The sequence below is a fragment of the Citrobacter sp. Igbk 17 genome (genome assembly GCF_028069775.1).
In the GTDB taxonomy this organism is placed as follows: domain Bacteria; phylum Pseudomonadota; class Gammaproteobacteria; order Enterobacterales; family Enterobacteriaceae; genus Citrobacter.
Genome location: NZ_JANEWI010000054.1, coordinates 1 through 22,969, shown reverse-complemented (window position 1 = coordinate 22,969; position 22,969 = coordinate 1). Strand labels below are relative to the sequence as shown.

The window sequence follows — 22,969 nt, the reverse complement described above, 5'->3', positions numbered from 1 at the left end:
TAATAATATCAGCTGGTTGTTTTAATTTTAATTATTTCCACACGTAATTATAAAAGCCGAAGATCTATAAATAAAACGATTTGGCTAAATAAAAGTAATGCTATTTGCGTTAAGGAAAGATTTTCCATGTACACACAGACAATTTATGAATTAAGTCAGGAAGCTGAACGCTTACTGATGCTCTCTCTTGAACATCTCAGGCAATTGCAAAAATTGCCAATGACCTCGGCGAATGATGTCATGTTGAAAAAAGGAGAGCATAGCGGACAGGTTGTTCAGCCCCTGCATTTCAGCGCTCGTGGCATGGATGTCCAGCAGGCAACGCTCAACAATGAACTGCGAAAGATTACCCGTCTGGAAATGGTTCTGGCTATTGTCGGTACGATGAAGGCGGGAAAGTCGACGACGATTAACGCGATTGTCGGAACCGAGGTTTTACCTAATCGTAATCGCCCGATGACGGCGTTACCGACCCTTATCCGCCATACACCGGGACAGAAAGAGCCGGTGCTGCATTTTTCGCATGTCGCGCCAATTGACGCCTTAATGAAAGTATTACAGCAGCGCGTGCGGGAATGCGACCGCCAGCGTCTGGCTCAGACGCTGGAAATAGATAAGGATATGAATGCCCTGCTTCAACATATTGAAAATGGCGTGGCATTTGAACGGTATTATCTTGGCGCACAACCCATTTTCCATTTTCTCAAGAGCCTGAACGATCTGGTGCGTTTGTCTAAAGCGCTGGAGGTGGAGTTTCCGTTTGCCGCCTATGCTGCAATTGAGCATATTCCGGTTATTGAAGTTGAGTTCGTGCATCTGGCCGGGCTGGCAAGTTATCCGGGACAATTGACGCTGCTGGATACTCCCGGGCCGAATGAGGCCGGGCAACCACACTTACAACAGATGCTCAATGAACAGCTGGCCCGGGCATCAGCGGTACTGGCGGTGATGGATTATACCCAACTGAAGTCGATTTCGGATGAGGAAGTCCGTCAGGCCATTATGGCGGTCGGGAAATCAGTGCCGCTGTACGCGCTGGTTAACAAATTCGATCAGAAAGACCGTAACAGCGATGATGAAGAGCAGGTGCGGGCGTTAATTTCCGGCACGTTGATGAAAGGCGGTATTACGCCTGAACGTATTTATCCGGTCTCCTCAATGTGGGGATATTTGGCCAACAGGGCACGTCATGAACTCGTGAACAATGGGCGTTTGCCGGATCATCAGGAGCAGCGCTGGGTCCAGGACTTTGCCGAAGCGGCACTCGGCAGGCGCTGGCGTACCACCGATCTTGATGATAAAGAACATATTCGCCATGCCGCCGATCTGCTTTGGGAAGACTCACTGTTTGAACAACCGATTCAGAAAGTGATCCATGCAGCCTATGCTAATGCTTCACTGTACGCGCTCCGCTCGGCATCACACAAGCTATTGAACTATTCGCAAAGCGCACACGAATATCTGGAATTTCGCGCTCACGGCTTAACCGTAGCCTATGAGCAGTTGCGGATGAACATCGCGCATATTGAAGATGACATGCAACAGTTGCAGATAAGCCAGGCGCGGGTGGGTGATGAGGTCAGTCACGAGGTTGAACTGGCACTGGAGGCTGCTGCCGGCTATCTCAATCAGCAGCAGACCGAGATTCTGTGCGGTATTAATACGTTCTTTGTTAAAGAAAACGTGCTGATGATGTCACAACATGGCATGGGCGCTGCCATTGCGACGGCGGAAATGGCCGGTGATATGCTGGTATTGCATGACGAGGGGCAAGCGAAAATTGTGTTAGATAAAATTCGCTCCTCCTGTGAGGTTGTTCTGCTGGCGGCGCAGGAGAGTATCAGTCGGGACCTGGCGCTGCGTTTTGAGGAGCTCGAATCGACGTTATCCCGGGCGCTGAATGATGCTATGCGGCCTATTGAACAACGGGTGAAAGAGGATCTGAACCATGCCGGATTTCGGGCGCGGATCCGTTTTCCAGCCTTTCATGCGTCGATGTTTAATTTCAATACACGTCAGTTGTTTAACGAGGCTATTGAACAGGATATCCCGGCGGATAATGCCCCGTCTACCGGCGGTGTTGTACGTGACACGTTCTCACGTTGGTTGAATCAACCAAACTGGGGATGGAATGATTACGTCGAAACAAAAACGCGTTATCTCATTGATATGGGCGCGTTGCACAAGAACCTTGTCCATTATGTCACTCAGTTTTGCCAACAAATTCGTAAAGCTTTAGTTGCTCAGGTCGATATTTCCGTTACGGCAGGCATGGCCACGTTTTTTGCTGATTTTTCACTGTGTCTGACACAATTGCAGGCGAGCCTGCGCGAGAGTCTGACTCTGCGCCAGCAAAATGAATCGGCGGTGAACGCAATGAATGAACAATTGCAGCATCGTATTACGACGGCGGCATGGATTTATGAAGATTCCCGCTTGCTGCGTGACGATATCCACACCCTTTTTGCAACCGAGCATACATGACTAACGTGTTACTGGAAGGCCCTGGGCGGACGCTGGAGTGCGTCTACCCGAAGTTTATGGTCGATCTGGTTCAGGGAGATGAAACCAAACGTTCCGGCGGTTTTCTGCAGCAGCAGCGGTTGCGTGCGCGCCTGACGCAGGAAGTGTTATCCCAGACGCAGCTGCGGGCGTGGGTGATGGCAGGGGTATCCAGCGAACACCTGGTGATGCGCCTTAAGCTGGTGGAAAAGCTGGCTGGCACTATCGATCCTGGCCACCTGGCGCTGGTACGTATTGCCGAGCGACTGGTGCTCTTACAACAAACTGAACAGCCACGCGGACAATCAACTCCCGGCGTGATGCAGCAATTAATTTCACTGGCTGACGGGTTTGCCCAACGTAGTGCATATAAAGAGAAAGCGCTGACGCAACGTGGGCTGACCGTGCAGGCAGGCGAACACAGTGAACAGATTTTTACTCGCTGGCGGGCTGGGGCGTATGACGGCTGGTCATTACCCGGACGCTGCTTTGTTGCGCTAGAGGAGCTGCGCTGGGGTGCCTTTGGTGATGCCTGTCGGCTGGCGAATGCCGATGTTGTGTCGATGCTAAAAGACAATTTACGCACGATGGCTGCCCAGACACTGGCACACAGCGTGAATGCGGCACCTACTACGCGCCATTATTACCATCAATGGCTGAGTTCACCTGCAGTTGGGGGTTCGAGCGAACATAACGATCTGCTGAGTTGGCTGGGTGACTGGTGTGATGCACAGCGCCATCCGGTGAGCTGGTCGGTGACGCAGCGTTGGCAGAATGTGGCGTTGGGGATGCCGAGACTGTGTTCGGCAAAGCGACTGGTTGATGCGATGGTTGAGGAGATTTTTGCACCGTCCCTCTCTGAATCACTGAGCAGGGACGGCGAATGATGTGTAGCCCGACTTAGTGGTGCAGAGAGTCTGCCGGGGTGGCTGCCGTATTGTTGGCAACACGTTCCTTGTTAAAACGTTTGGCGTACAGTGCCGTGATAATTGGCACCAGAATCGCAGTCACTATCACGCTGGCAGCGACCAGAGCCGTTGCCGAAGCGGCAACCGGTTCAAATGCCGGGTTAATCTGGGCGATGATGACTGGGTTCGCCACTGCAGCGCCAGCTGCAGAAGAGGCGGCGACACCTGCCGTACCGTTCCCGCCACCAATGACGCGGTCAGCAATAATCAGCGGGATACCGGTGATAACGATGACGGCCACACCCAGCAGGATACCCAGCAGGCCGGTATCAACGATGACGCTCAGGTTAATGGTGTTACCCAGTGCGAAGCCGAAGAATGGAATCAGTACCGGTGTCGCTTTGCTAAAGAAGGCTCGCAGGTCGTGATCCAGGTTGCCCAGTGTAAAGCCAATCAGGAACGGCAGGACCGCGCCGATGAAATGGTGTGGCTCAAAGGAGGCCAGGCCGGCAGAACCCAGAATGACCATGGTCATTAACGGACCGGACTCCAGAGACATCAAAACAAATGCGCCAGACTCTTCTTTCGTACCATACTGGTTCATCAGGCTGGCGTACAAACCCCCGTTGGTCATGTCCATTGCTGAGACAATTGCCAGTACGGAAAGACCTGCAAAGAACCCGGTTTGAATGCCAGTATCAGGAATAAATGAAGCGGCAATCATTGCCACTGCCCAGGCTACGGCTATTTTGGTTAATACCAATGTACCTGACTTGCGTAATACCGTACCGGTTGCTCGCAAATCAATTGATGCACCGATACAAAAAAACCACACTGCCAGAATCGGAACTGTCCCGCTGATCATACCTTTGGTAAATGAACCGAAATACGCGCCCGTATCCGGAGCTAACGTATTTAACACTGCGCCTAATAACAGAGGAATCAACATCATTCCGCCGGGGATGCGTTCAATCGTGGCTTTAATTTTCATAAACGTCCTCATGTCTTGTCGCAGGTTATAAACGCGCAAGAAAGTAAAAATTATTTAAATTCAAAAGGTTACTTGTGAGTTTTAACAGAGAAAACGGCTATCTCTTTGTTTTATAAAATCTAACGCGGCATACGTTGAGCGTGTTGCTGCTCCCAGGGATATTGCGTCTGGAATTAGTTTGCATTCATGGGAACGTTGATTCAATCAAAATAAAACGATGTTTTAGTTATCTTCATCACATATTCCGAGCAAAAACTCTTAAGCGCCATGATTATTAAAAAAGCTGTGATCTTTTTGTGAAGGGATTAGGTGAATTTTTTGCTAGCAGAATAATAGTGACTTCCGTGATTGTTGATGAAACCAAGCGATTTATTCTTGTAATTAATTGCCTATAAATCGCAAGCATTTCATGTAAAAAAGCTGACTGAGAATGACCTTATTTACGCAGGTTGACGAAATGAAAAACTATGTGTGAAGTTGATCACACATTTAAACACTGTTAGGGTAAAGAGGTCATTAACCGCCCAATCAGGCGTCAACAGGTTCGGTTGTACTGCTCATTATCAGTCAGTGTAAGTAAACCTGCTACGCTTGTTACAGGGATTGCGCCTGTGCAATCCCCGCTCGGCGATGACCTTAGCGCATACGGCGTTGGGAGACTCGATCTGTAGCGCGACAGGGCTAAGTCTATGAGGACTGGTATGCTAAAAAGGAAAAAAATAAAGCCAATTACGCTTCGCGACGTCACCATTATTGATGACGGAAAACTGCGAAAAGCCATTACCGCAGCGTCACTCGGTAATGCAATGGAGTGGTTTGATTTTGGTGTTTATGGGTTTGTTGCTTACGCATTAGGTAAAGTGTTCTTCCCGGGGGCTGACCCCAGCGTGCAGATGGTTGCTGCACTCGCTACTTTCTCCGTTCCCTTTCTGATTCGACCGCTTGGCGGATTGTTCTTCGGTATGCTCGGCGATAAATACGGTCGCCAAAAGATCCTGGCTATCACGATTGTGATTATGTCGATCAGTACCTTCTGTATTGGGTTGATCCCTTCGTATGCGTCTATTGGTATCTGGGCACCGATCCTGCTGTTGCTGTGTAAGATGGCACAGGGCTTTTCGGTCGGTGGGGAGTATACCGGCGCGTCGATTTTTGTCGCAGAGTATTCCCCGGATCGTAAGCGTGGATTTATGGGCAGTTGGCTGGACTTCGGCTCTATTGCCGGGTTTGTGCTGGGTGCCGGTGTAGTCGTCTTGATCTCGACTGTCGTCGGTGAAGACAACTTCCTTGAATGGGGTTGGCGTATTCCGTTCTTCCTGGCACTACCGTTAGGGTTGATTGGTCTGTATCTGCGTCATGCTCTGGAAGAAACGCCTGCATTTCAACAGCATGTCGACAAGCTGGAGCAGGGTGATCGTCAGGGTCTGCAGGAAGGACCGAAGATTTCGTTTAAAGAAATTGCGACTAAACACTGGCGCAGCCTGCTGGCGTGCATCGGTCTGGTGATTGCGACCAACGTCACCTACTACATGCTGCTCACCTATATGCCGAGCTACCTGTCGCATAACCTGCACTACTCTGAAGATCACGGTGTGCTGATTATTATCGCCATTATGATTGGTATGCTGTTTGTGCAGCCGGTGATGGGCCTGCTGAGTGACCGTTTCGGGCGTCGTCCATTTGTGATCATGGGCAGTATTGCGCTGTTTGTGCTGGCAATCCCGGCATTTATTCTGATTAACAGCAATGTCATTGGGCTGATTTTCGCTGGGTTGCTGATGCTGGCGGTGATCCTCAACTGCTTCACCGGGGTAATGGCATCAACGTTACCGGCGATGTTCCCGACGCATATTCGTTACAGTGCGCTGGCCGCCGCGTTTAACATCTCGGTACTGGTTGCAGGTCTGACGCCGACGCTGGCCGCCTGGCTGGTGGAAAGTTCGCAGAATCTGATGATGCCTGCTTACTATCTGATGGTGATTGCGGTGATTGGTTTAATTACCGGTGTGACCATGAAAGAGACCGCCAATCAGCCGCTGAAAGGGGCGACACCTGCCGCTTCGGATATTCAGGAAGCGAAAGAAATTCTCGGTGAGCACTACGATAACATTGAGCAAAAAATCGAAGACATCGATCAGGAAATTGCTGAGCTACAGGTTAAGCGTTCGCGCCTGGTCCAGCAGCATCCGCGTATTGATGAGTAATGATGTCATTGCCTGATGGCACTACGTTTATCAGGCCTACGGGTAGCATTGTGCTTTGTAGGCCGGATAAGGCGTCAGCCGCCATCCGGCGCATAGCCAGAGTATTCGAGTCATTGCCTGTCGGCACTACGTTCATCAGGCCGACGGGTAGCATTGTACTTTGTAGGCCGGATAAGGCGTCAGCCGCCATCCGGCGCATAGCCAGAGTATTCGAGTCATTGCCTGTCGGCACTACGTTTATCAGGCCGACGGGTAGCATTGTGCTTTGTAGGCCGGATAAGACGTCAGCCGCCATCCGGCGCATAGCCAGAGTATTCGTGTTATTGCCTGTCGGCACTACGTTTATCAGGTCTATGGGTAGCATTGTACTTTGTAGGCCGGATAAGGCGTCAGCCGCCATCCGGCGCATAGCCAGAGTATTCGTGTTATTGCCTGTCGGCACTACGTTTATCAGGTCTATGGGTAGCATTGTACTTTGTAGGCCGGATAAGGCGTCAGCCGCCATCCGGCGCGCGGCCTTAAGGTTGGCTTAATCTCCGTAAGGCAAACTCTCCTCCAGATTATCGGAGGAGAGTGTCATGAAAACCCGTATTTATGAAAGTTTGACCACCGTATGCAGCGTACTGATTGTGAGCAGCTTTTTGTACGTGTGGGTGAGCTCTTACTGATCTTTCTCCAGTACCACCCAGGCGCGAGTACCACTGGCTCCTGGGCGGTTTTGTAAAAAGAACTGCCCGCGATGAAGTTGGGTAATTCGACTGACAATACTCAATCCCAGCCCAATGCCGCCGAAACGGCTGTCCATGCGTACAAACGCTTTGCTTAACTCCCCGCATTTACTTTCATCAATGCCTGGCCCCTCATCCTCGACGGCCATAATTGCATTTTGTTCCGCGTTAAGGTCAATCGTAATGTTGGTACCTTCCGGGCTGTAACGGTGGGCGTTTTCTACCAGATTTCGCAACAACATCCGCAACAGCGTAGCGTCACCGCGTACGATGACATCCTCTGCACTTGCCGGTAGGAGCAACGTTTGTTGTCGCTGGTCCAGCATGGTGCTGAGCTCATCGTAGGAGGGCAGTATGACGTCCTCCAGCAGCTTAACATGCTGGTAATTTCCGGCCGAAAACGACTGACCCACACGGGCGAGTTGCAACAGCTGCGACACGCTGTCCATCATTTGGTCGAGACGGGTGATGAGCGGCGTAACGTCAACATTGTGGGTTTTTGAGAGCAATTCCAGATGCAGACGAACGCCGGATAGTGGCGTTCGTAGCTCATGGGCAACGTCGGCAGTAAACAGACGCTCGTTGTCGATAGTGGTTGTTAGCCGCGTGACCAGATGATTGAGCGCCGTCACTACCGCCTGTATCTCAATGGTGGAGCTACGGATATTAATGGGAGCCAGATTATCCGCTGTGCGAGTTTCTAACTCCTGTTGGAGATCGGCAAGAGGACGGGTAATGCGCCGCACCGCCTGATAGCAAATAATGAGCGTCAGGCTGACCATAAAAATGCCGGGGACGATCAGGCTGGCGATAGCCTCCCGGATCTCATGCATGATATGGCGATCGTTGTTACGGTTTTCGCGTAATGCCTGTTCGAACAGCTGTATTTGCTCGGTGCTTTCGTGCCACAACCAGAAGGTGCTAATCAGCTGGAAGACCAGTAGAATCAGGCCGATCGTCAGCATTAAACGCTGGCGAAGCGGGAGCGGTTGTTTTAGAAAACGCATCAAATTCACTTAGCTTTCCTCAGTAGCGGCCAGCATGTAGCCAAAACCTCGAACCGTGCGAATGCGTGATTTTCCCACTTTATCGCGCAGGTTGTGGATGTGGACTTCCAGCGTATTGGTCGACGGCTCGTTATCCCAGCTGTAGATGTCGTTATACAGAATTTCCCGGTGTACCGGGCTCCCCGCTTTGAGCATCAGCCGCGACAATAGCGCGTACTCTTTGGGCGTTAAGACAATTTCTTGTCCATCCATCCACACCTGGCGGCGGCCGATATTCAATGTCAGGTTGCCAATGATAATCTCACTTTCACCCTGATTGTTGTGCCGACGTAGCAGCGCCCGAATGCGGGCATGCAGTTCTTCCAGCGCGAACGGTTTGACCAGATAGTCATCCGCACCGACATCCAGCCCGGTGATGCGGTCTTTCACGGTGTCGCGGGCGGTCAGGATCAGCACCGGAACAGTATATTTTTTCTGCCTGATGCGGGTCAGAAAATGCAGGCCATCCTCATCCGGTAAACCTAAATCCAGAACGACAAGACTGTAATGCCCCGTTTCCAGGCAATGCTCGGCGGCACGGGCCGTTGACACGCCATCGCAGGCGTAGCCTTCCGTTTGTGCGGCAAGTATCAGCCCCTGTAGTAACAGCGTATCGTCTTCAACAATCAGAATTTTCATTCGGTTAGCCTCCCTTGCATGGGTGCAGAATATCATCTGCTGACTGGTAATACTTGGTTTGTACGCCCGTTAATCCCAGCAGGGTTGAGAACAGATTATCCTGTGAGAAATCTTCTGAGCTGGCCCGTTTCTGCAAACATGTTTGAGAAATCTGGTAGCGTTGCTGATAGTCCTCTGAAAGCCACAACAGCATCGGTACATGTTTTTGTGTGTCAGGTGCAATCGAATATGGCAGACCGTGCAAGTAGACGCCGTTTTCTCCTAAGGATTCACCGTGATCGGAAAGATAAACCAGACTGGTGGTGAAATTGTCCTGATGCGCTTTCAGTATATTGATCGCTTTATCAACAATATAGTCAATGTACAGGATGGTATTGTCGTAGGTATTCACCAGTTGTTGCTGCGAACAAGTTTGAATTTCGTTGGTATCGCAGGTTGGGGTAAATTTCTTAAACTGTGGCGGATAACGGTTGTAATAGGTTGGACCATGGCTACCGATGGTGTGCAGCACGATCACGCCGTCGCCCTTCAGGTTATTAATGTACTCTTCCAGCCCGTGGAACAGAACTTCATCATAGCATTCACCGTTAATACACTGTCCTGGTAGGTTCAGTGCAGTCATATCCTGATGCGGTACACGGTCACAGGCACCTTTACAGCCGCCGTCGTTATCATTCCACAGAACATTAATTCCCGCCCGCTGGATGATATCGAGTACGCCTTCCTGATGGTGGGCCAGCTCTTCATCGTAGTGCGCTCGTGGCATGTCGGAGAACATGCAGGGTACGGAAACAGCTGTCGCTGTACCGCAGGATGTTGTACGCGGGAAATAAACGACATCATCTTTTTCCAGCAACGGATTGGTCTGACGTGAATAACCGGACAGAGAGAAGTTGTCGCCGCGTGACGTTTCACCGAGCACCACAATAGTGAGGTTCTTACGTTTTCCTTTCACCATTTCTGGATTGCGATGCGCATCTTCGCCAATACGTACCAGCGGCAGGTTGGCCAGCCTCTGGTGTGAATACCAGGATGACGTTGCCACGATGCTGTTGGACGGGCTGAGGGACTTAACCAGCTCTTTGTTATTACGAAACAGCGACGCGTAATCTTTATAGAAGAAGGCGGCGACCAGCACGATAAGCAGTGCCGATATCAGGATATTCGCAGCACGATACAACACGCTGCGCAGCGCAGGCGTAATGGGTTTGATTCTTACCCAGCAGGCAACGATGGCGGCCAGAATGCCGCTCAGTCCCAGCGTCAGGAGCATTTGCGGTGTCATGAGGGCGAAGGTTTCAGCCGGTGTGGTATCCATCATGTTGGCGATCATCGAGCGGTCGATGATGATGCCGTAGGTCATGATGAAATACTGGGCGGACGCCCCGACCAAAATGAAGATGCACGCGACCAGGCGGTTAAGCCACAGGAAAGAGGCCAGCGTGAGCACGATATTCATGACGCTGAACGCGACAACCGGCATCGATAAGAACACCAGGATGTTGCGCAGTGAATCCAGCGGAAGGTCTTGCAGTACCTGTTTGTAGAACGCGATGTTCAGGAAGGTCGCAAGATAAAATGAGATCAGCAATAGCCAGCTGATTTGCCCGAGAGTCGGTCTTTTAAACAGGAGCTTTAACATTAAGGGGGTTCCATCGACTAAGTGGAGCGGATCCTCTCAAAGTAAAATTAAGCCAACATTAAGTTCTTAATGTTAGCAGGTACTGGTGGGGTGTGTGATGCGTAGGCCCGATGCGCTTATGTCATCGGGCAACGACGCTTACAGGCATTAATTATTGTTGGTCGGGGCATCCAGAGGATACGGGTTTTTATGGATCCGGTTGTAATTGAGCGCATACAGCGCGGTGATGACCATCAACATCACGAACGACCACATCACTTCTTTGGCACCAGAACCCACCACTGCCCAGATGCAGTAGACAAATGCCACGAAGGTCACCAGTAAGTACATCGGACGCGCTTTACCAAAGTGACCGTGGCCCAGCAGCAGCAAAGCGGCACAGGTGTACAGATACGGTACCAGCGTGAAGATGACTGAGACGGAAGAGACCAGACCAAATTCTTTTGCGGCGTTTGGCGACATACTGCTGAACTGGAAGAGGGTCATCAGGATCCCGACGATAATTAATCCGGCAACCGGTGTTCCCGCTTTGTTCACGCGGGCAAAGATCGGTGGGAACAAGCCGTCATCGGCTGCCGCTTTTGCGGTCTGGCCGGCAAGCAACGTCCAACCACCCAGTGAGCCGAGGCATCCGGCCGCGGCGCAGAAGGAGACAATGGCCCCAGCGGTATCGCCCAGTGCCATTCGTGCAGCATCACCAAACGGTGAGGCTGACACGCGCAGCGCAGCGTTAGGGATCATACCCATAATCGCCGTGGTTGAGAGAACGTAGCAGACGGCGGCAATCAGCACCCCGCCAATGGTGGCAATAGGGACGTTACGTTTCGGGTTTTTAACCACACCGGCGGCAACAGAGGCGCTTTCAACCCCAATGAACGACCATAAGGTTACGTTTAAGGTGCTTTGGATTGCGCCGAAGGTATTCATTCCGCTGACGTTCCAGGCTGCCATATAGGTTTCACCGCGGAACCAGAACCAGCCGAAGACGGCAATCCCGACGATCGGTACCAGCGCCAGTACCGTCGCAACGGCCTGCACGCGAGTGATCATTTTTGGACCGACAATATTCAGCAAGACGAAGATCCACAGTACAACGACACAAGTGAGCGTCAGGACCAGCGGATCTTTTAAAATGGGGAAGAAATAGCTCAGGTAACCCACACCAATAACGACCATGGCGATGTTACCAATCCAGCAGGCCAACCAGTACAGGACGTTAGTCTGGTAACCTAAAAAGGGACCGAAGCAGCGGCGTGCATAAGCGTAAGAACCACCGGGACTGGAGTCTAAGGACGACATTTTGGCGTACACCATCGACAGTGCCAGGGCACCGATAATAGTGACCAACCATCCGTAGATTGCAATCCCGCCAGTTGACGCCAGGTTTGCGGGTAGCAGGAATACACCGGAACCCATAATATTCCCCGACACCATAAGGGTGACGGGGATTAAGCCCACTTTGTGAGCATCAGCATCCGTCGACATATTTTTTAACTCCTGATAAGGATAAATGACGTCACATCATACCTCTTCAGAAGACTATTTTATGATGGCGGAACAGGGGTATCGCCAATGCTGATATTATTATGGCTCATCGCTAAATGATCAAAAATCAGGCAGCGGAGGGTTCCCGATGTTGACTGACATAATGCAGTGGCGTCATTCCATAGAACTCTTTGAATACGGAGATAAAGTATGAAGTACTGTTATATCCGCACAGCTGAGATACCTGTGAAATGTTTTTCCCGTCCATCATTAATTGATTGACGGCATAACGCATACGACACGTGGTTATTATTTGACTGTAACTTGTATTTTCATTTTTGAGCTTTTTCTTTAACAAACTGGGACTCAGACATAAGCAACTGGCGACCATGCTTAAATTCCAGTCTTTATGAATATCGCTCTCAATGATGTGGTAAACGCTGTCGCTGATGCGATTGCGTAACATATGCATAAGCAGGGAGATAAACTTTTTGCTGTCGAGAAAACGCGATAATACGGTGAACAGGAGTGAGCGGGTACGCTCATTTTCGCCTTCGTTTTGCGTTTCCATTACGCTGTGTTGAGCGGCAACCCGAAAGACATCCGGCGTCAGGCAGACGGCGGTCATCACTGGGTTGGCGCTACGTTGCCAGAGAGGGATCTGTGAAAGATCTTTATTTAAAAATCGTAGATAGTCTTTAATGACATCGCGACTGATATGTACGACCAGTGCGTTATTAAGTGAAGAGAAGTCGATAATATTATTATCACACGCCACCAGAGCCATGTGGTTAGCTTTTAAACTGATGGCTTCTTTACCGTTAATCCTTAACCAAACATCTTTCTCCGTTAATACAACAACACAAGCTTCTTTGCTGCAAAGCCTCATACCCAAACTCCCGGAATATGAATATCAAATACCGTAACTCAACACCTGCTGAGTAATAGCGGCTAAAAAAAATTGTATGATGAATCAAGACAAGCGATAAAATAGCGTGATTTTTAGTAATTACAATATCTGTAGGGTTTCTTGGCATGTACATAATTTTTTACGCAAGTGGCAACGTACTATTTGCGTATAAAAAAAGCGCGGGGTGGTCCCGCGCAAAAGGTATGACAATGTTATTGTTTTGCAGCAATACTCAGGAATTACTCAACCATCACACGTCAACCTTATAAAAAATAGACTATCTAAAAAGCGACATTAGGCTTTCACGCACATGACGTGATACACACCGTCAATAATTTCCGTTCCTTCGGTTTCATGTTCAAAGCCAGGGAAATGATGATCCCAGGATTGCAACGAACGTAGATAACTAATCTGCGGGCTGTTGGCATCGCCAAAGTTTTCCCCGGACAGCAGCATCGGAATTCCTGGTGGGTAAGGAATGACGGAGTTAGCTGCGATACGGCCCGGCAGATTTTCAATAGCCACCATCTCAACGTTATCGCTGACTATCGCGTTATAGGCTTCACGCGGGGTCATTTCAGCAACAGGCAGGCCGGAGTAGGCCGCATTGAGTCGGCTACCTGGGTTATTTTCTTTCAGCCAGGCGAACATGGTGTCGCCCAAATCGTGAATACCCATGTTTGCGTAAGTGTCAGGATGTTCCTCTACCAGTTCCGGCATCACCTGTGAGAGCGGGGTATTGGCATCGTAGTGATGTTTGAAAGAGCACAGCGTGTTAATCAGCGTGCCCCATTTACCACGGGTGATCCCCATAGAGAACAAGAACATAATCTGGAAGTCGGTGGTACGGGTCGGTACGATGCCGTGGCGGCCAAGCCAGGCGGTAACCAGCGCCGCCGGAACACCGGTCTGTTCCAGTTCACCATCATCACCCATACCTGGAGCCAGAATACTGACTTTAATGGGGTCCAGCATGCTCCAGTTATCTGGCAGGTCTTTAAACCCATGCCAGGATTCACCAGGACGCATTACCCAGCAGTTCTGATCGGTCGTCAGGAGTTGAGTGGGGGCATCCGCAAAGTCATAGGTTTTTCCGGTTTGCGGATCGGTAACCACCTCTTTGTTCCACGGTTTGAAAAACCAGTCGCCCTCAGCCGTGAATTCTTTGTACAACCGTGCCATCGCCTGACGGAAATCGACGGCTTCATCGATCACTTCCTGGGTGAGCGACAGGCCACTGTTACCGTCCATCATGGAAACTGCCACATCGTTTGATGCACAGATGGCATACAGCGGAGACGTGGTGGCGTGCATCATGTACGCCTGGTTAAAGCGGGAGAAATTTACCGCTCCACGACCTTCACGGACGTGAATGTAAGATGCCTGAGAGAGCGCATTCAGCAACTTATGGGTCGAGTGGGTGGCAAAAACGGTTGGGCCGCTATGGTCGCCAGGTGCACCACGCATAGCGTAGTGATCGGCATAAATCGGGTTGAAACGCGCATAGCCGTACCAGGCTTCATCGAAATGAATGCGATCGCTGGTCTGGGCTAACAGATCCTGCGCCTCTTTTGCGTTGTAGCAGACGCCGTCATAGGTGCAGTTGGTTACAACGCTGTATGACGGTTTCTGTCCGATTTTGTCTTTCGTCAGCGGGCTTTCGCTGATTTTTTTCTGCAATGTTTCAGGTTGCATTTCCTGCGGGTAGATAGGCCCGATAATGCCGTAGCGGTTGCGGCTTGGCACCATGTACACCGGTTTTGCCCCGGTAAGAATGAGCCCTTGTTCAATGGATTTATGGCAGTTACGGTCCAGCACTACCACATCGTTATCAGTCATGCATGCCTGCATGATGGTGCGGTTAGAGCCAGAAGTACCGACCACCACGGACCATGAACGGTCAGCGCCGAAGACACGCGCGGCATATTTTTCGCTTTCACCAAACGCGCCAGTATGGTCAAGCAGCGAACCCAGTGACGCGCGTTCAATACCCATGTCGCTACGGAATAGGTTTTCACCGTAGTAGTCATGATAGAAACGACCGGCCGGTGTTTTAGTAAATCCCACGCCGCCCTGATGACCAGGGGCTGCCCAGGAATATTCGTGGATGTCACTGTATTTCATCAGCGCGCTGAACAGCGGCGGTAACAGTTGTTGGCGATAACGGGTCATCGCAGCAACGGCGCGCCCGGCGATAAAGTCAGCGGTATCTTCGAGAATCCAGGCGAATTCATCGACAAGCTCCAGCAGATCGCGATCCAGCGATGCAGTGGCTTTTTCCCGATCGCCCAGCAGGAAAACGGGGACGTTTTGCTGGCGTTCGTGGAGCTTGCCGATCAATTGCCTGACATTCAGGTGTTCATCTTGTTGTTCCATTTGATAGCTGAACATCAGGCAATCAATGGCTTCATTTGCCGCGAGGATGGCATAGCCATCGTCGAATGAGGTGGACTTAATGACGGTAACATTTTGGCGACTTAAGGCATCAGCCAGACGCTCGACAGCGCTACCAACCCAGGTGTCCTGATGCAGAAACTCACTTTCAACAATTAATACTTTCATCATCTTTTACCCGGTAGTGGAGTGGTTGCAATGTATGGATTGCAGACACACCGTATGAATGTGACGCAGGCAAGTATTATCCTGACGAATTGGGCTGTAAAGTGGTCGAGAAATGAGCTTATTTTGTTTTTATTCCTTTATAAACAATCAATTGGTATTGAACGAAGGCAGTTTTTCGGCACTGTTTATCGACAGGGGAATTATTTTTTTGGCTGATACTGATATTGCCTGATGGGAAGTGCTGTCAGTGGGCATGTGTTTGCGCCATCCGGCGCTTAACCGGCCATCGATTGTCGATGTTGCTGGCTCAGTTTGCGGTACTGCTGTGGTGACATGCCGACAAATTTGCTGAAAGTATCGTAAAAACGACTGCTGGAGCGAAACCCGGCGGTCAGGGCGACGTCCAGAATGGTTTTGTCGGTGTCGCTCAGTAATGCGCGAACGTGGTTGATACGCATCGCGGTAATGTACTGCTTCATGGTGAGTTGCATCACGCGCTGGAAAATCCCCATCGCATAATTGGGGTTGAGCTTCACGTGATCCGCAACATCGTTGATGGTGAGCGCCTGATCGTAGTTGTCGGCAATAAAACTAAGCATTTGACTCACGTAAAACTGCGCGTGACGTGAAACGCTGTTTTTGTGCATGCCCGCGGTTTTATTGACCAGGATTGGCTGCCAGCCGGAGAGGCTAAACCGCTTGAGCATCAGGCTAATTTCATCGATGGCAAGCTGGCGAATTTGTTCGTTCGGGCTGCTCAGCTCCTGTTGCCAGCGCTGAACTTCAAAGGTGCTCAGTTGCTGAGAGGCTTGTGATTTGATGACCATACCATGAGTGACGTGGTTGATCAGTTCACGGTCCAGCGGCCAGGAGAGAAACAGGTGCATGGGTAAATTAAAGATAGCCATGTTCTGGCAGGCACCTGGTCGTATTAACTGGTGCGGCGTACAGGCCCAAAACAGGGTGATATGGCCCTGTTTTATCTGCACCACTTCGTTATTGATCAGGTATTCCACATCGCCGTCGAACGGTACGTTAACCTCCACCTGTCCATGCCAGTGGCTGGTGGTCATGGCGTGCGGCGCACGTAGTTCGATATCGAGACGTTGATATTCCGAGTACAGCGACAGTGGGCTACGGGTTTGTTTTTCATCGCTGTTGCACATGTGCGGATCGGGGGGAAGCGCTGAGATTGTCGGCGTGGCCATGGTAGCTCCAGTTCCTGATTGTTCAGAATCATGCCATTTTTCAGCGGATAAGACTGCGAATCGGCGCGCAAATCAGGTCACCATTACCGGGTAGTGTGCTTTTTTGAACCCGGATACTCTGCTTTTTGGTAAAAATTGTCCCAGAAACTCAGTTTTCATCCGGGCGAAAAGGCGAACTGAGTTTTTGGGAGTACTCGGTGCAGAAGCCGGACGTTTTTCTCGCATCCTCATGCCACCATGACGTTCATCACCCCACGCTCAGGAGAGTCATGATGTCTGCACCCAAAATTACTTTTATCGGCGCGGGATCGACGATTTTCGTGAAGAATATTCTCGGAGATGTCTTTCACCGCGATGCGCTGAAATCCGCGCATATTGCTTTAATGGATATCGATGCCGTCCGCCTGGAAGAGTCGCATATTGTGGTGCGTAAGCTGATGGACTCGGCTGGCGCTTGCGGCCAGATCACTTGTTATACCGATCAAAAAGCGGCATTGCAGGATGCCGATTTTGTAATTGTCGCTTTCCAGATCGGCGGTTACGAGCCGTGTACCGTGACCGATTTTTCCGTGTGTAAGCGCCACGGTCTGGAACAAACGATAGCCGACACGTTGGGGCCTGGTGGCATTATGCGCGCACTGCGTACGATTCCACATTTATGGCAGATTTGTGAGGATATGACTGACGTCTGCCCGCATGCCACCCTGCTTAATTATGTTAATCCCATGGCGATGAATACCTGGGCAATGTATGCACGCTATCCGCATATTAAACAGGTTGGGTTATGTCATTCGGTGCAGGGAACGGCGGAGGAGCTGGCCCGTGATTTGGATATCGACCCTACCTTTTTGCGCTATCGCAGCGCCGGGATCAACCATATGGCGTTTTATCTGCAACTGGAGCGTAAAACGGCTGATGGGACCTATGTCGATCTCTATCCGGAACTGCTGGCAGCTTATGAAACAGGACTGGTCCCGAAACCGAATATCCACGGCAATACTCGCTGCCAGAACATTGTGCGTTATGAAATGTTCAAAAAATTGGGGTATTTCGTCACCGAGTCGTCGGAACACTTTGCTGAATACACGCCGTGGTTTATCAAACCGGGTCGTGAAGATCTGATTGAGCGCTATAAGATTCCGCTGGATGAATATCCGAAGCGCTGTGTAGAGCAGCTAGCGAACTGGCATAAAGAGCTGGAAGCGTACAAAACGACGGCGCGCATTGATATCAAACCGTCAAGGGAATATGCCAGCATAATCATGAACGCTATCTGGACCGGAGAACCCAGCGTGGTGTATGGCAATGTTCGTAACGACAACTTGATCGATAACCTGCCGCAGGGCTGTTGTGTCGAGGTGGCTTGTTTGGTTGATGCCAATGGTATTCAGCCGACAAAAGTGGGTGCTCTCCCGTCTCATCTGGCGGCGATGATGCAAACGAATATCAATGTTCAAACCCTGCTGACGGAAGCTATTCTGACGGAGAATCGCGATCGTGTTTATCACGCGGCGATGATAGATCCGCATACCGCTGCGGTATTAGGGATTGAGGAGATTTATGCGTTGGTGGATGATCTGATTGACGCACACGGCGAGTGGTTGCCGGCCTGGTTGCATCGATAAGGTCCATTTCGCGTCTGCCGGATGAACGTTATCGACATCCGGCAGTATGTATATTTAGTTGGCGCTTACCAGCCCGTAGCGGCGCAGCTGTGCACAATGAACTCGCGCCAGTACAAGCACCGTCGTTAGCGCGCCGAGCAGGGCGCAGAACATATCCGACTGGGTATCCCATGGATCGCCCTGCGTACCCAGGAAGTCATCCGCGCCTTGTCCCATCGCCAGTGCCGCCCACCATTCAATGAGCTCATAGGTGGCGCTGATTGCCAGTGCTACGCAGCAGACTAAAAACGCTAACATCTTGCGGCCGCGGACAATATTGCCGCGGACTAAAATCTCTCTTGCCGTCAGCGCTGGCACCAGTCCCTGGAAAAAATGACCCAGTTTGTCATAGGGGTTGCGACTGAGATCCAACCACGCCTGCACTTCAAAACCAATGGGGACTTTGGCGTAGGTATACATGCCGCCAACCATCAAAATGATGGCATGAAAGAAGATGAGCGTGTAGAGCATGGGGGTCAGCGGATAACGCCTCATGGTGGCGAGCAGTACTGGCACAACAATAATGACCGGCGTAACTTCCATCAACCAGGTCAATTTCTCGGTGGCGCAGAAGCCAGTGTAGATAAGGATCAGCGTCAGCACTATAGCGCCAGCGTTCAGTATTACAGGATTCAGTGTGCGGAGCATGGTGAATTCACAAGTAATGGAAAATATTACTATTCACTGTGAACGGCAAAAATTCAACGCCAGTTAATGGGGGGATAAAGTTGGCCCGGGGGGATCACTGGGCTGGCCCCAAAAATTTGGTGTCAGTCCAGTGCCGGGCCGAATAGGTTACTTCGCGCAGTTAGCGCATTGTTTGCTCACGATTTGCTGGAAGAAATCGTTGCCTTTGTCATCGACCAGGATGAAGGCAGGGAAATCTTCAACTTCGATTTTCCAGATAGCTTCCATTCCCAGCTCCGGGTATTCCACGCATTCCAGATGCTTAATGCTCTGCTGCGCCAGTACAGCTGCCGGACCCCCGATGCTACCTAAGTAGAAGCCGCCGTGTTTATGGCAGGCGTCGGTCACTTGCTGGCTGCGGTTACCTTTCGCCAACATGATCATGCTGCCGCCATGGGACTGCAGCAGGTCAACATAGGAGTCCATACGACCCGCAGTGGTTGGACCCAAAGAACCGGACGGGTAACCCGCAGGCGTTTTCGCCGGACCTGCGTAGTAGATCGGGTGATCTTTCACGTACTGCGGCAGACCTTCGCCGGACTCGATACGTTCTTTCAGCTTCGCGTGGGCGATGTCGCGACCCACAATGATTGTGCCGCTCAGCGACAGACGGGTGGATACCGGGTACTGAGAAAGCTGGGCAAGGATCTCTTTCATCGGACGGTTAAGGTCAACTTTAACCACTTCGCCTTCGCCGGCCTGGCGCAGAGATTCCGGGATGTACTGGCCTGGGTTATGTTCCAGTTTTTCAATCCAGATACCTTCGCGGTTAATCTTGGCCTTAATATTACGGTCTGCGGAGCAGGAAACGCCCATGCCTACCGGGCAGGATGCGCCGTGGCGAGGCAGTCGAATCACGCGGATGTCGTGAGCAAAATATTTCCCGCCAAACTGGGCGCCGAGGCCGAGTTTCTGGGCCTCGATCAGCAGCTCTTGTTCCAGTTGCAGATCGCGGAATGCCTGACCGTGAGCGTTACCTTCAGTCGGCAGCGCATCATAGTAGTGTGTGCTGGCCAGTTTCACCGTTTTGAGGGTGCTTTCTGCTGACGTACCACCAATCACAAATGCGATATGGTATGGCGGGCAAGCTGCAGTCCCCAGCGTACGCATTTTCTCAACCAGGAAGTTTTTCAGCTTGCCGGGAGTCAGCAGTGCTTTCGTTTCCTGATACAGATAGGTTTTGTTGGCAGAACCGCCGCCTTTTGCCACGCACAGGAATTTATATTCGTCGCCGTCCACGCTGTACAGGTCGATTTGCGCAGGCAGGTTAGTGCCGGTATTCACTTCTTTGTACATATCCAGCGCCGCGTTTTGAGAGTAGCGCAGGTTATCTTCAATATAGGTATTAAATACGCCTCTGGAGAGTGCCGCTTCGTCACCGCCGCCGGTCCAGACACGTTGACCTTTTTTGCCCATGATAATGGCCGTGCCGGTATCCTGACAGGTTGGCAATACGCCTTTGGCGGCAATCTCGGAGTTTCTCAGGAATTGCAGCGCAACGTATTTATCGTTTTCGCTGGCTTCAGGATCATGGAGTATGGAGGCGACTTGCTGTTGGTGTTCAGGGCGAAGCATGAAGGAGGCATCGTGGAAGGCTTGCTGGGCCAGTAGCGTAAGTGCTTCAGGTGCTACTTTCAGGATTGACTCGCCTTCAAACTCGCCGACGCTGACATGATCGGATGTCAGCAGGTAGTACTCAGTTTTGTCTTCCCCCAGTGGGAAAGCCGCCTGGTAAGTGAATTCAACTTTTGACATTTGCTTCCAGCCTTTTCGTTTTTATCAGGAATTTAAAAATTCTCTGCGTCTTAAAGGTGGCGTGCCGCACCATAGCGGACGGCACGCGAAGTGTGCTTACAGGAAACCGTACATTGCGGCGAAGACCCAACCAAAGACACAGGATACGCTTACGCCGATCAAACCAGGCAGAATGAAGCTGTGGTTGATAACGAAACGGCCAATGTGGGTGGTACCTGAACGGTCAAACTGAATAGCAGCCAGATCGCTCGGGTAGGTCGGCAGAATGTAGTAACCGTAACATGCCGGAGCAGAAGCAACGATGTACGCTGGATCAACCCCGATAGCCAGTGCGACCGGAACGATAGCGGCCAGCGCTGCAGCCTGAGAGTTTACAAACTTGGAGACTAACAGCAGGACGATCGCATAGGCCCACGGATGTTCTTTCACCATCTCGCCCAGTACGCCCTGAATTTCAGACATATGCGCACCGAACATGGTTTCGGCCATCCAGGCAATACCGTACACCGCAACAATCGCGATCATACCTGAACGGAAGACTTCATTTTTTGAGATAGATGCGGGATTAGTTTTGGTTAAGATAATAATCAATGCGCCAGTCAGCAGCATGAACATCTGGATAACCAGTACCATTGACAGCGGTTTGCCACCAAAAGAAGGGCGCAGTTCAGATACGGCACCGAGCACGGCAACAACGGCGATGGCTGCGAGGAAGATCCACATGGCAAGCCAGTTACTTTTCGGCAGTTTTTTGTCTAACAGCGTTGCCGTGTCGCCATACACATAGTGATGGTTTTCAGGTACGGAAATAAACTTCTGGAACTCTTCGTCTTTATCCAGATCTTTACCACGGAACCAGCTGAAAATACCGATAGCCAGGATACCCAGCAGGGTAGATGGAATGGTGATGCCGAGCAGGTCGAGGAATTCGAGGTGCTTGCCTTCAAATGTCACGTTACCCAGCATCGCAACCAACGAGACAACGGCTACGGAAACCGGGCTGGCGATAATCCCCATCTGTGCACCGATAGAACTCGCCGCCATTGGACGTTCCGGGCGAATATTGTTCTTAATGGCGACGTCATAAATGATCGGCAGAATGGTGTACACCACGTGGCCGGTACCGCACAGGATAGTCAGGGTACAGGTCACAAACGGTGCTACGATAGAAACGTATTTTGGGTTACGACGCAGCAGCTTTTCAGCAATTTGCAGCATAACGTCAAGACCGCCAGAGGCTTGTAAGGTTGCAGATGCGGCCACCACGGCAATAATAACCAGCATTACATCGACAGGGGGTTTACCCGGCTGGAGATGGAACACGAAAACCAGAATAACCAGGCCGATACCGCCTAACAAACCCAGCGCGATACCGCCCTTTCTGGCACCATAAAACAAACATATTAATATTATGAGAAGTTGTATACTAAATAACATTTTATTTACCCTCGCGAAAAACCCAGTCAATTTTTTGAAAAATGGATCTGTGGCACATTCTTTTTTGCCGGAATAAGCATCAAAAAATGGTCAGTATTCGATATGTCCGTATTTGCGATTAATGTTTAAATATCTGGCTAGAATGTTTTTATAAATTTTTGGAAGTATTTAGCTTTTTTCTATGGCATTGATCGGAGGAAAGAATCCTCAGGCGATGGGAAGTCGGGCTGGTTATGAAGCGCTGCGGCTGACGCTGTAGTTTGGCTGGCTTACACCGGTTTTCTGGGTGCTGACCGTCGGTTCTACGTTGTCCGCTATTACGTGAAACACCGGTATACAAGGTGAGTGTATTTTTTATGTGATCGCGGTCACGCCATGTCATGTAGTAATGAATCAGGCGTACGGATACGTTTATTTGCTCACAAAAATGTACGGTGTCCATAGTACGTAGCATGGTCTCCATTGCTACCAGTCTAGATTTTTATGTCTGATTAAATTCAGACTAATCCTTTAGGAGTAAAAATACACACTCTGTGAGTTAGTTAATACTTAATTAACTTTTGTTAGCGATTTTGAAATTAAAAACAGTGTGATGTTTATC

General features: G+C 50.6%; 17 protein-coding genes. 5 read left to right on the top strand and 12 right to left on the bottom strand.

The annotated features are described in order from the left end of the window. The first annotated feature begins 126 nt into the window (after positions 1-126). Positions 127-2,484 (top strand): clamp-binding protein CrfC, encoded by a 2,358-nt coding sequence (crfC, locus tag NNO08_RS21795; protein ID WP_271442527.1) that lies wholly within the window; start codon positions 127-129, stop codon positions 2,482-2,484. Continuing rightward, positions 2,481-3,389, top strand: a complete 909-nt coding sequence (locus NNO08_RS21790) for a diguanylate cyclase regulator RdcB family protein (protein ID WP_271457516.1) — start codon at positions 2,481-2,483, stop codon at positions 3,387-3,389. The genes crfC and NNO08_RS21790 overlap by 4 nt, the downstream gene beginning before the upstream one ends. Before the next feature lie 13 nt (positions 3,390-3,402). On the opposite strand, the gene kdgT is transcribed toward NNO08_RS21790, so the two are convergent. Then, positions 3,403-4,401 carry a 2-keto-3-deoxygluconate transporter gene (gene kdgT / locus NNO08_RS21785; RefSeq protein ID WP_271442525.1) on the bottom strand — a complete coding sequence of 333 codons (999 nt, stop codon included), beginning with the start codon at positions 4,399-4,401 and terminating at the stop codon, positions 3,403-3,405. A gap of 701 nt (positions 4,402-5,102) precedes the next feature. On the opposite strand from kdgT, the gene proP reads away from it, so the two are divergent. Then, on the top strand, positions 5,103-6,605 hold the full coding sequence (gene proP / locus NNO08_RS21780; RefSeq protein ID WP_271442524.1) for a glycine betaine/L-proline transporter ProP: 1,503 nt from the start codon (positions 5,103-5,105) through the stop codon (positions 6,603-6,605). Here proP and NNO08_RS21775 read toward each other — a convergent pair. Next, positions 6,559-7,074, bottom strand: a complete 516-nt coding sequence (locus NNO08_RS21775; protein ID WP_271457515.1) for a hypothetical protein — start codon at positions 7,072-7,074, stop codon at positions 6,559-6,561. The two genes, proP and NNO08_RS21775, sit on opposite strands and share 47 nt — an antisense overlap. Before the next feature lie 109 nt (positions 7,075-7,183). Here NNO08_RS21775 and pmrR point away from each other — a divergent pair, with 109 nt between their 5' ends. Then, entirely contained in the window at positions 7,184-7,273 is a 90-nt protein-coding gene (pmrR, locus tag NNO08_RS23255; protein WP_003826741.1) for an LpxT activity modulator PmrR, read from the top strand. Here pmrR and pmrB read toward each other — a convergent pair. The 7 genes from pmrB to melR form a co-directional block, all read right to left on the bottom strand. Continuing rightward, a complete protein-coding gene (gene pmrB, locus NNO08_RS21770) occupies positions 7,267-8,349 on the bottom strand; it encodes a two-component system sensor histidine kinase PmrB (protein ID WP_271457514.1) in 1,083 nt (360 codons plus the stop codon). The genes pmrR and pmrB overlap by 7 nt on opposite strands. Next, positions 8,350-9,018 carry a two-component system response regulator PmrA gene (gene pmrA / locus NNO08_RS21765; protein ID WP_048213870.1) on the bottom strand — a complete coding sequence of 223 codons (669 nt, stop codon included), beginning with the start codon at positions 9,016-9,018 and terminating at the stop codon, positions 8,350-8,352. Positions 9,019-9,022: 4 nt separating this feature from the next. Then, positions 9,023-10,660, bottom strand: coding sequence for a phosphoethanolamine transferase EptA (gene eptA / locus NNO08_RS21760; RefSeq protein ID WP_271449269.1), 1,638 nt, complete (start codon positions 10,658-10,660; stop codon positions 9,023-9,025). A 147-nt stretch (positions 10,661-10,807) separates the two neighbouring features. After that, positions 10,808-12,145, bottom strand: a complete 1,338-nt coding sequence (gene adiC / locus NNO08_RS21755; RefSeq protein WP_137382877.1) for an arginine/agmatine antiporter — start codon at positions 12,143-12,145, stop codon at positions 10,808-10,810. Between the two features lie 127 nt (positions 12,146-12,272). Beyond that, complete coding sequence (locus NNO08_RS21750) at positions 12,273-13,034, bottom strand: AraC family transcriptional regulator (protein ID WP_137382902.1); 762 nt, start codon at positions 13,032-13,034, stop codon at positions 12,273-12,275. Positions 13,035-13,349: 315 nt separating this feature from the next. Beyond that, a complete protein-coding gene (gene adiA / locus NNO08_RS21745) occupies positions 13,350-15,617 on the bottom strand; it encodes an arginine decarboxylase (protein ID WP_271449307.1) in 2,268 nt (755 codons plus the stop codon). Between the two features lie 275 nt (positions 15,618-15,892). Then, a complete protein-coding gene (gene melR, locus NNO08_RS21740) occupies positions 15,893-16,825 on the bottom strand; it encodes a transcriptional regulator MelR (RefSeq protein WP_271457513.1) in 933 nt (310 codons plus the stop codon). Positions 16,826-17,094: 269 nt separating this feature from the next. On the opposite strand from melR, the gene NNO08_RS21735 reads away from it, so the two are divergent. Beyond that, positions 17,095-18,450 (top strand): alpha-glucosidase/alpha-galactosidase, encoded by a 1,356-nt coding sequence (locus NNO08_RS21735; RefSeq protein ID WP_271457512.1) that lies wholly within the window; start codon positions 17,095-17,097, stop codon positions 18,448-18,450. Between the two features lie 54 nt (positions 18,451-18,504). On the opposite strand, the gene NNO08_RS21730 is transcribed toward NNO08_RS21735, so the two are convergent. The 3 genes from NNO08_RS21730 to dcuB form a co-directional block, all read right to left on the bottom strand. Then, entirely contained in the window at positions 18,505-19,137 is a 633-nt protein-coding gene (locus NNO08_RS21730) for a DUF2238 domain-containing protein (RefSeq protein ID WP_271457511.1), read from the bottom strand. Positions 19,138-19,284: 147 nt separating this feature from the next. Beyond that, positions 19,285-20,931: a class I fumarate hydratase FumA gene (gene fumA / locus NNO08_RS21725; protein WP_137382873.1), complete on the bottom strand. Its 1,647-nt coding sequence runs from the start codon at positions 20,929-20,931 to the stop codon at positions 19,285-19,287. 96 nt (positions 20,932-21,027) lie between these two features. Next, positions 21,028-22,368 (bottom strand): anaerobic C4-dicarboxylate transporter DcuB, encoded by a 1,341-nt coding sequence (gene dcuB / locus NNO08_RS21720; protein WP_048213861.1) that lies wholly within the window; start codon positions 22,366-22,368, stop codon positions 21,028-21,030. Positions 22,369-22,969: the final 601 nt, after the last annotated feature.

What these genes read in the sequence shown, in the direction of transcription:
- melR (WP_271457513.1), bottom strand. Translation starts at nt 16,825, where the DNA reads ATGGCCACGCCGACAATCTCAGCGCTTCCCCCCGATCCGCACATGTGC.
- proP (WP_271442524.1), top strand. Translation starts at nt 5,103, where the DNA reads ATGCTAAAAAGGAAAAAAATAAAGCCAATTACGCTTCGCGACGTCACC.
- dcuB (WP_048213861.1), bottom strand. Translation starts at nt 22,368, where the DNA reads ATGTTATTTAGTATACAACTTCTCATAATATTAATATGTTTGTTTTAT.
- NNO08_RS21750 (WP_137382902.1), bottom strand. Translation starts at nt 13,034, where the DNA reads ATGAGGCTTTGCAGCAAAGAAGCTTGTGTTGTTGTATTAACGGAGAAA.
- crfC (WP_271442527.1), top strand. Translation starts at nt 127, where the DNA reads ATGTACACACAGACAATTTATGAATTAAGTCAGGAAGCTGAACGCTTA.
- adiA (WP_271449307.1), bottom strand. Translation starts at nt 15,617, where the DNA reads ATGAAAGTATTAATTGTTGAAAGTGAGTTTCTGCATCAGGACACCTGG.
- pmrR (WP_003826741.1), top strand. Translation starts at nt 7,184, where the DNA reads ATGAAAACCCGTATTTATGAAAGTTTGACCACCGTATGCAGCGTACTG.
- NNO08_RS21735 (WP_271457512.1), top strand. Translation starts at nt 17,095, where the DNA reads ATGATGTCTGCACCCAAAATTACTTTTATCGGCGCGGGATCGACGATT.
- eptA (WP_271449269.1), bottom strand. Translation starts at nt 10,660, where the DNA reads ATGTTAAAGCTCCTGTTTAAAAGACCGACTCTCGGGCAAATCAGCTGG.
- fumA (WP_137382873.1), bottom strand. Translation starts at nt 20,931, where the DNA reads ATGTCAAAAGTTGAATTCACTTACCAGGCGGCTTTCCCACTGGGGGAA.
- pmrA (WP_048213870.1), bottom strand. Translation starts at nt 9,018, where the DNA reads ATGAAAATTCTGATTGTTGAAGACGATACGCTGTTACTACAGGGGCTG.
- NNO08_RS21730 (WP_271457511.1), bottom strand. Translation starts at nt 19,137, where the DNA reads ATGCTCCGCACACTGAATCCTGTAATACTGAACGCTGGCGCTATAGTG.
- NNO08_RS21775 (WP_271457515.1), bottom strand. Translation starts at nt 7,074, where the DNA reads ATGCTACCCATAGACCTGATAAACGTAGTGCCGACAGGCAATAACACG.
- NNO08_RS21790 (WP_271457516.1), top strand. Translation starts at nt 2,481, where the DNA reads ATGACTAACGTGTTACTGGAAGGCCCTGGGCGGACGCTGGAGTGCGTC.
- kdgT (WP_271442525.1), bottom strand. Translation starts at nt 4,401, where the DNA reads ATGAAAATTAAAGCCACGATTGAACGCATCCCCGGCGGAATGATGTTG.
- adiC (WP_137382877.1), bottom strand. Translation starts at nt 12,145, where the DNA reads ATGTCGACGGATGCTGATGCTCACAAAGTGGGCTTAATCCCCGTCACC.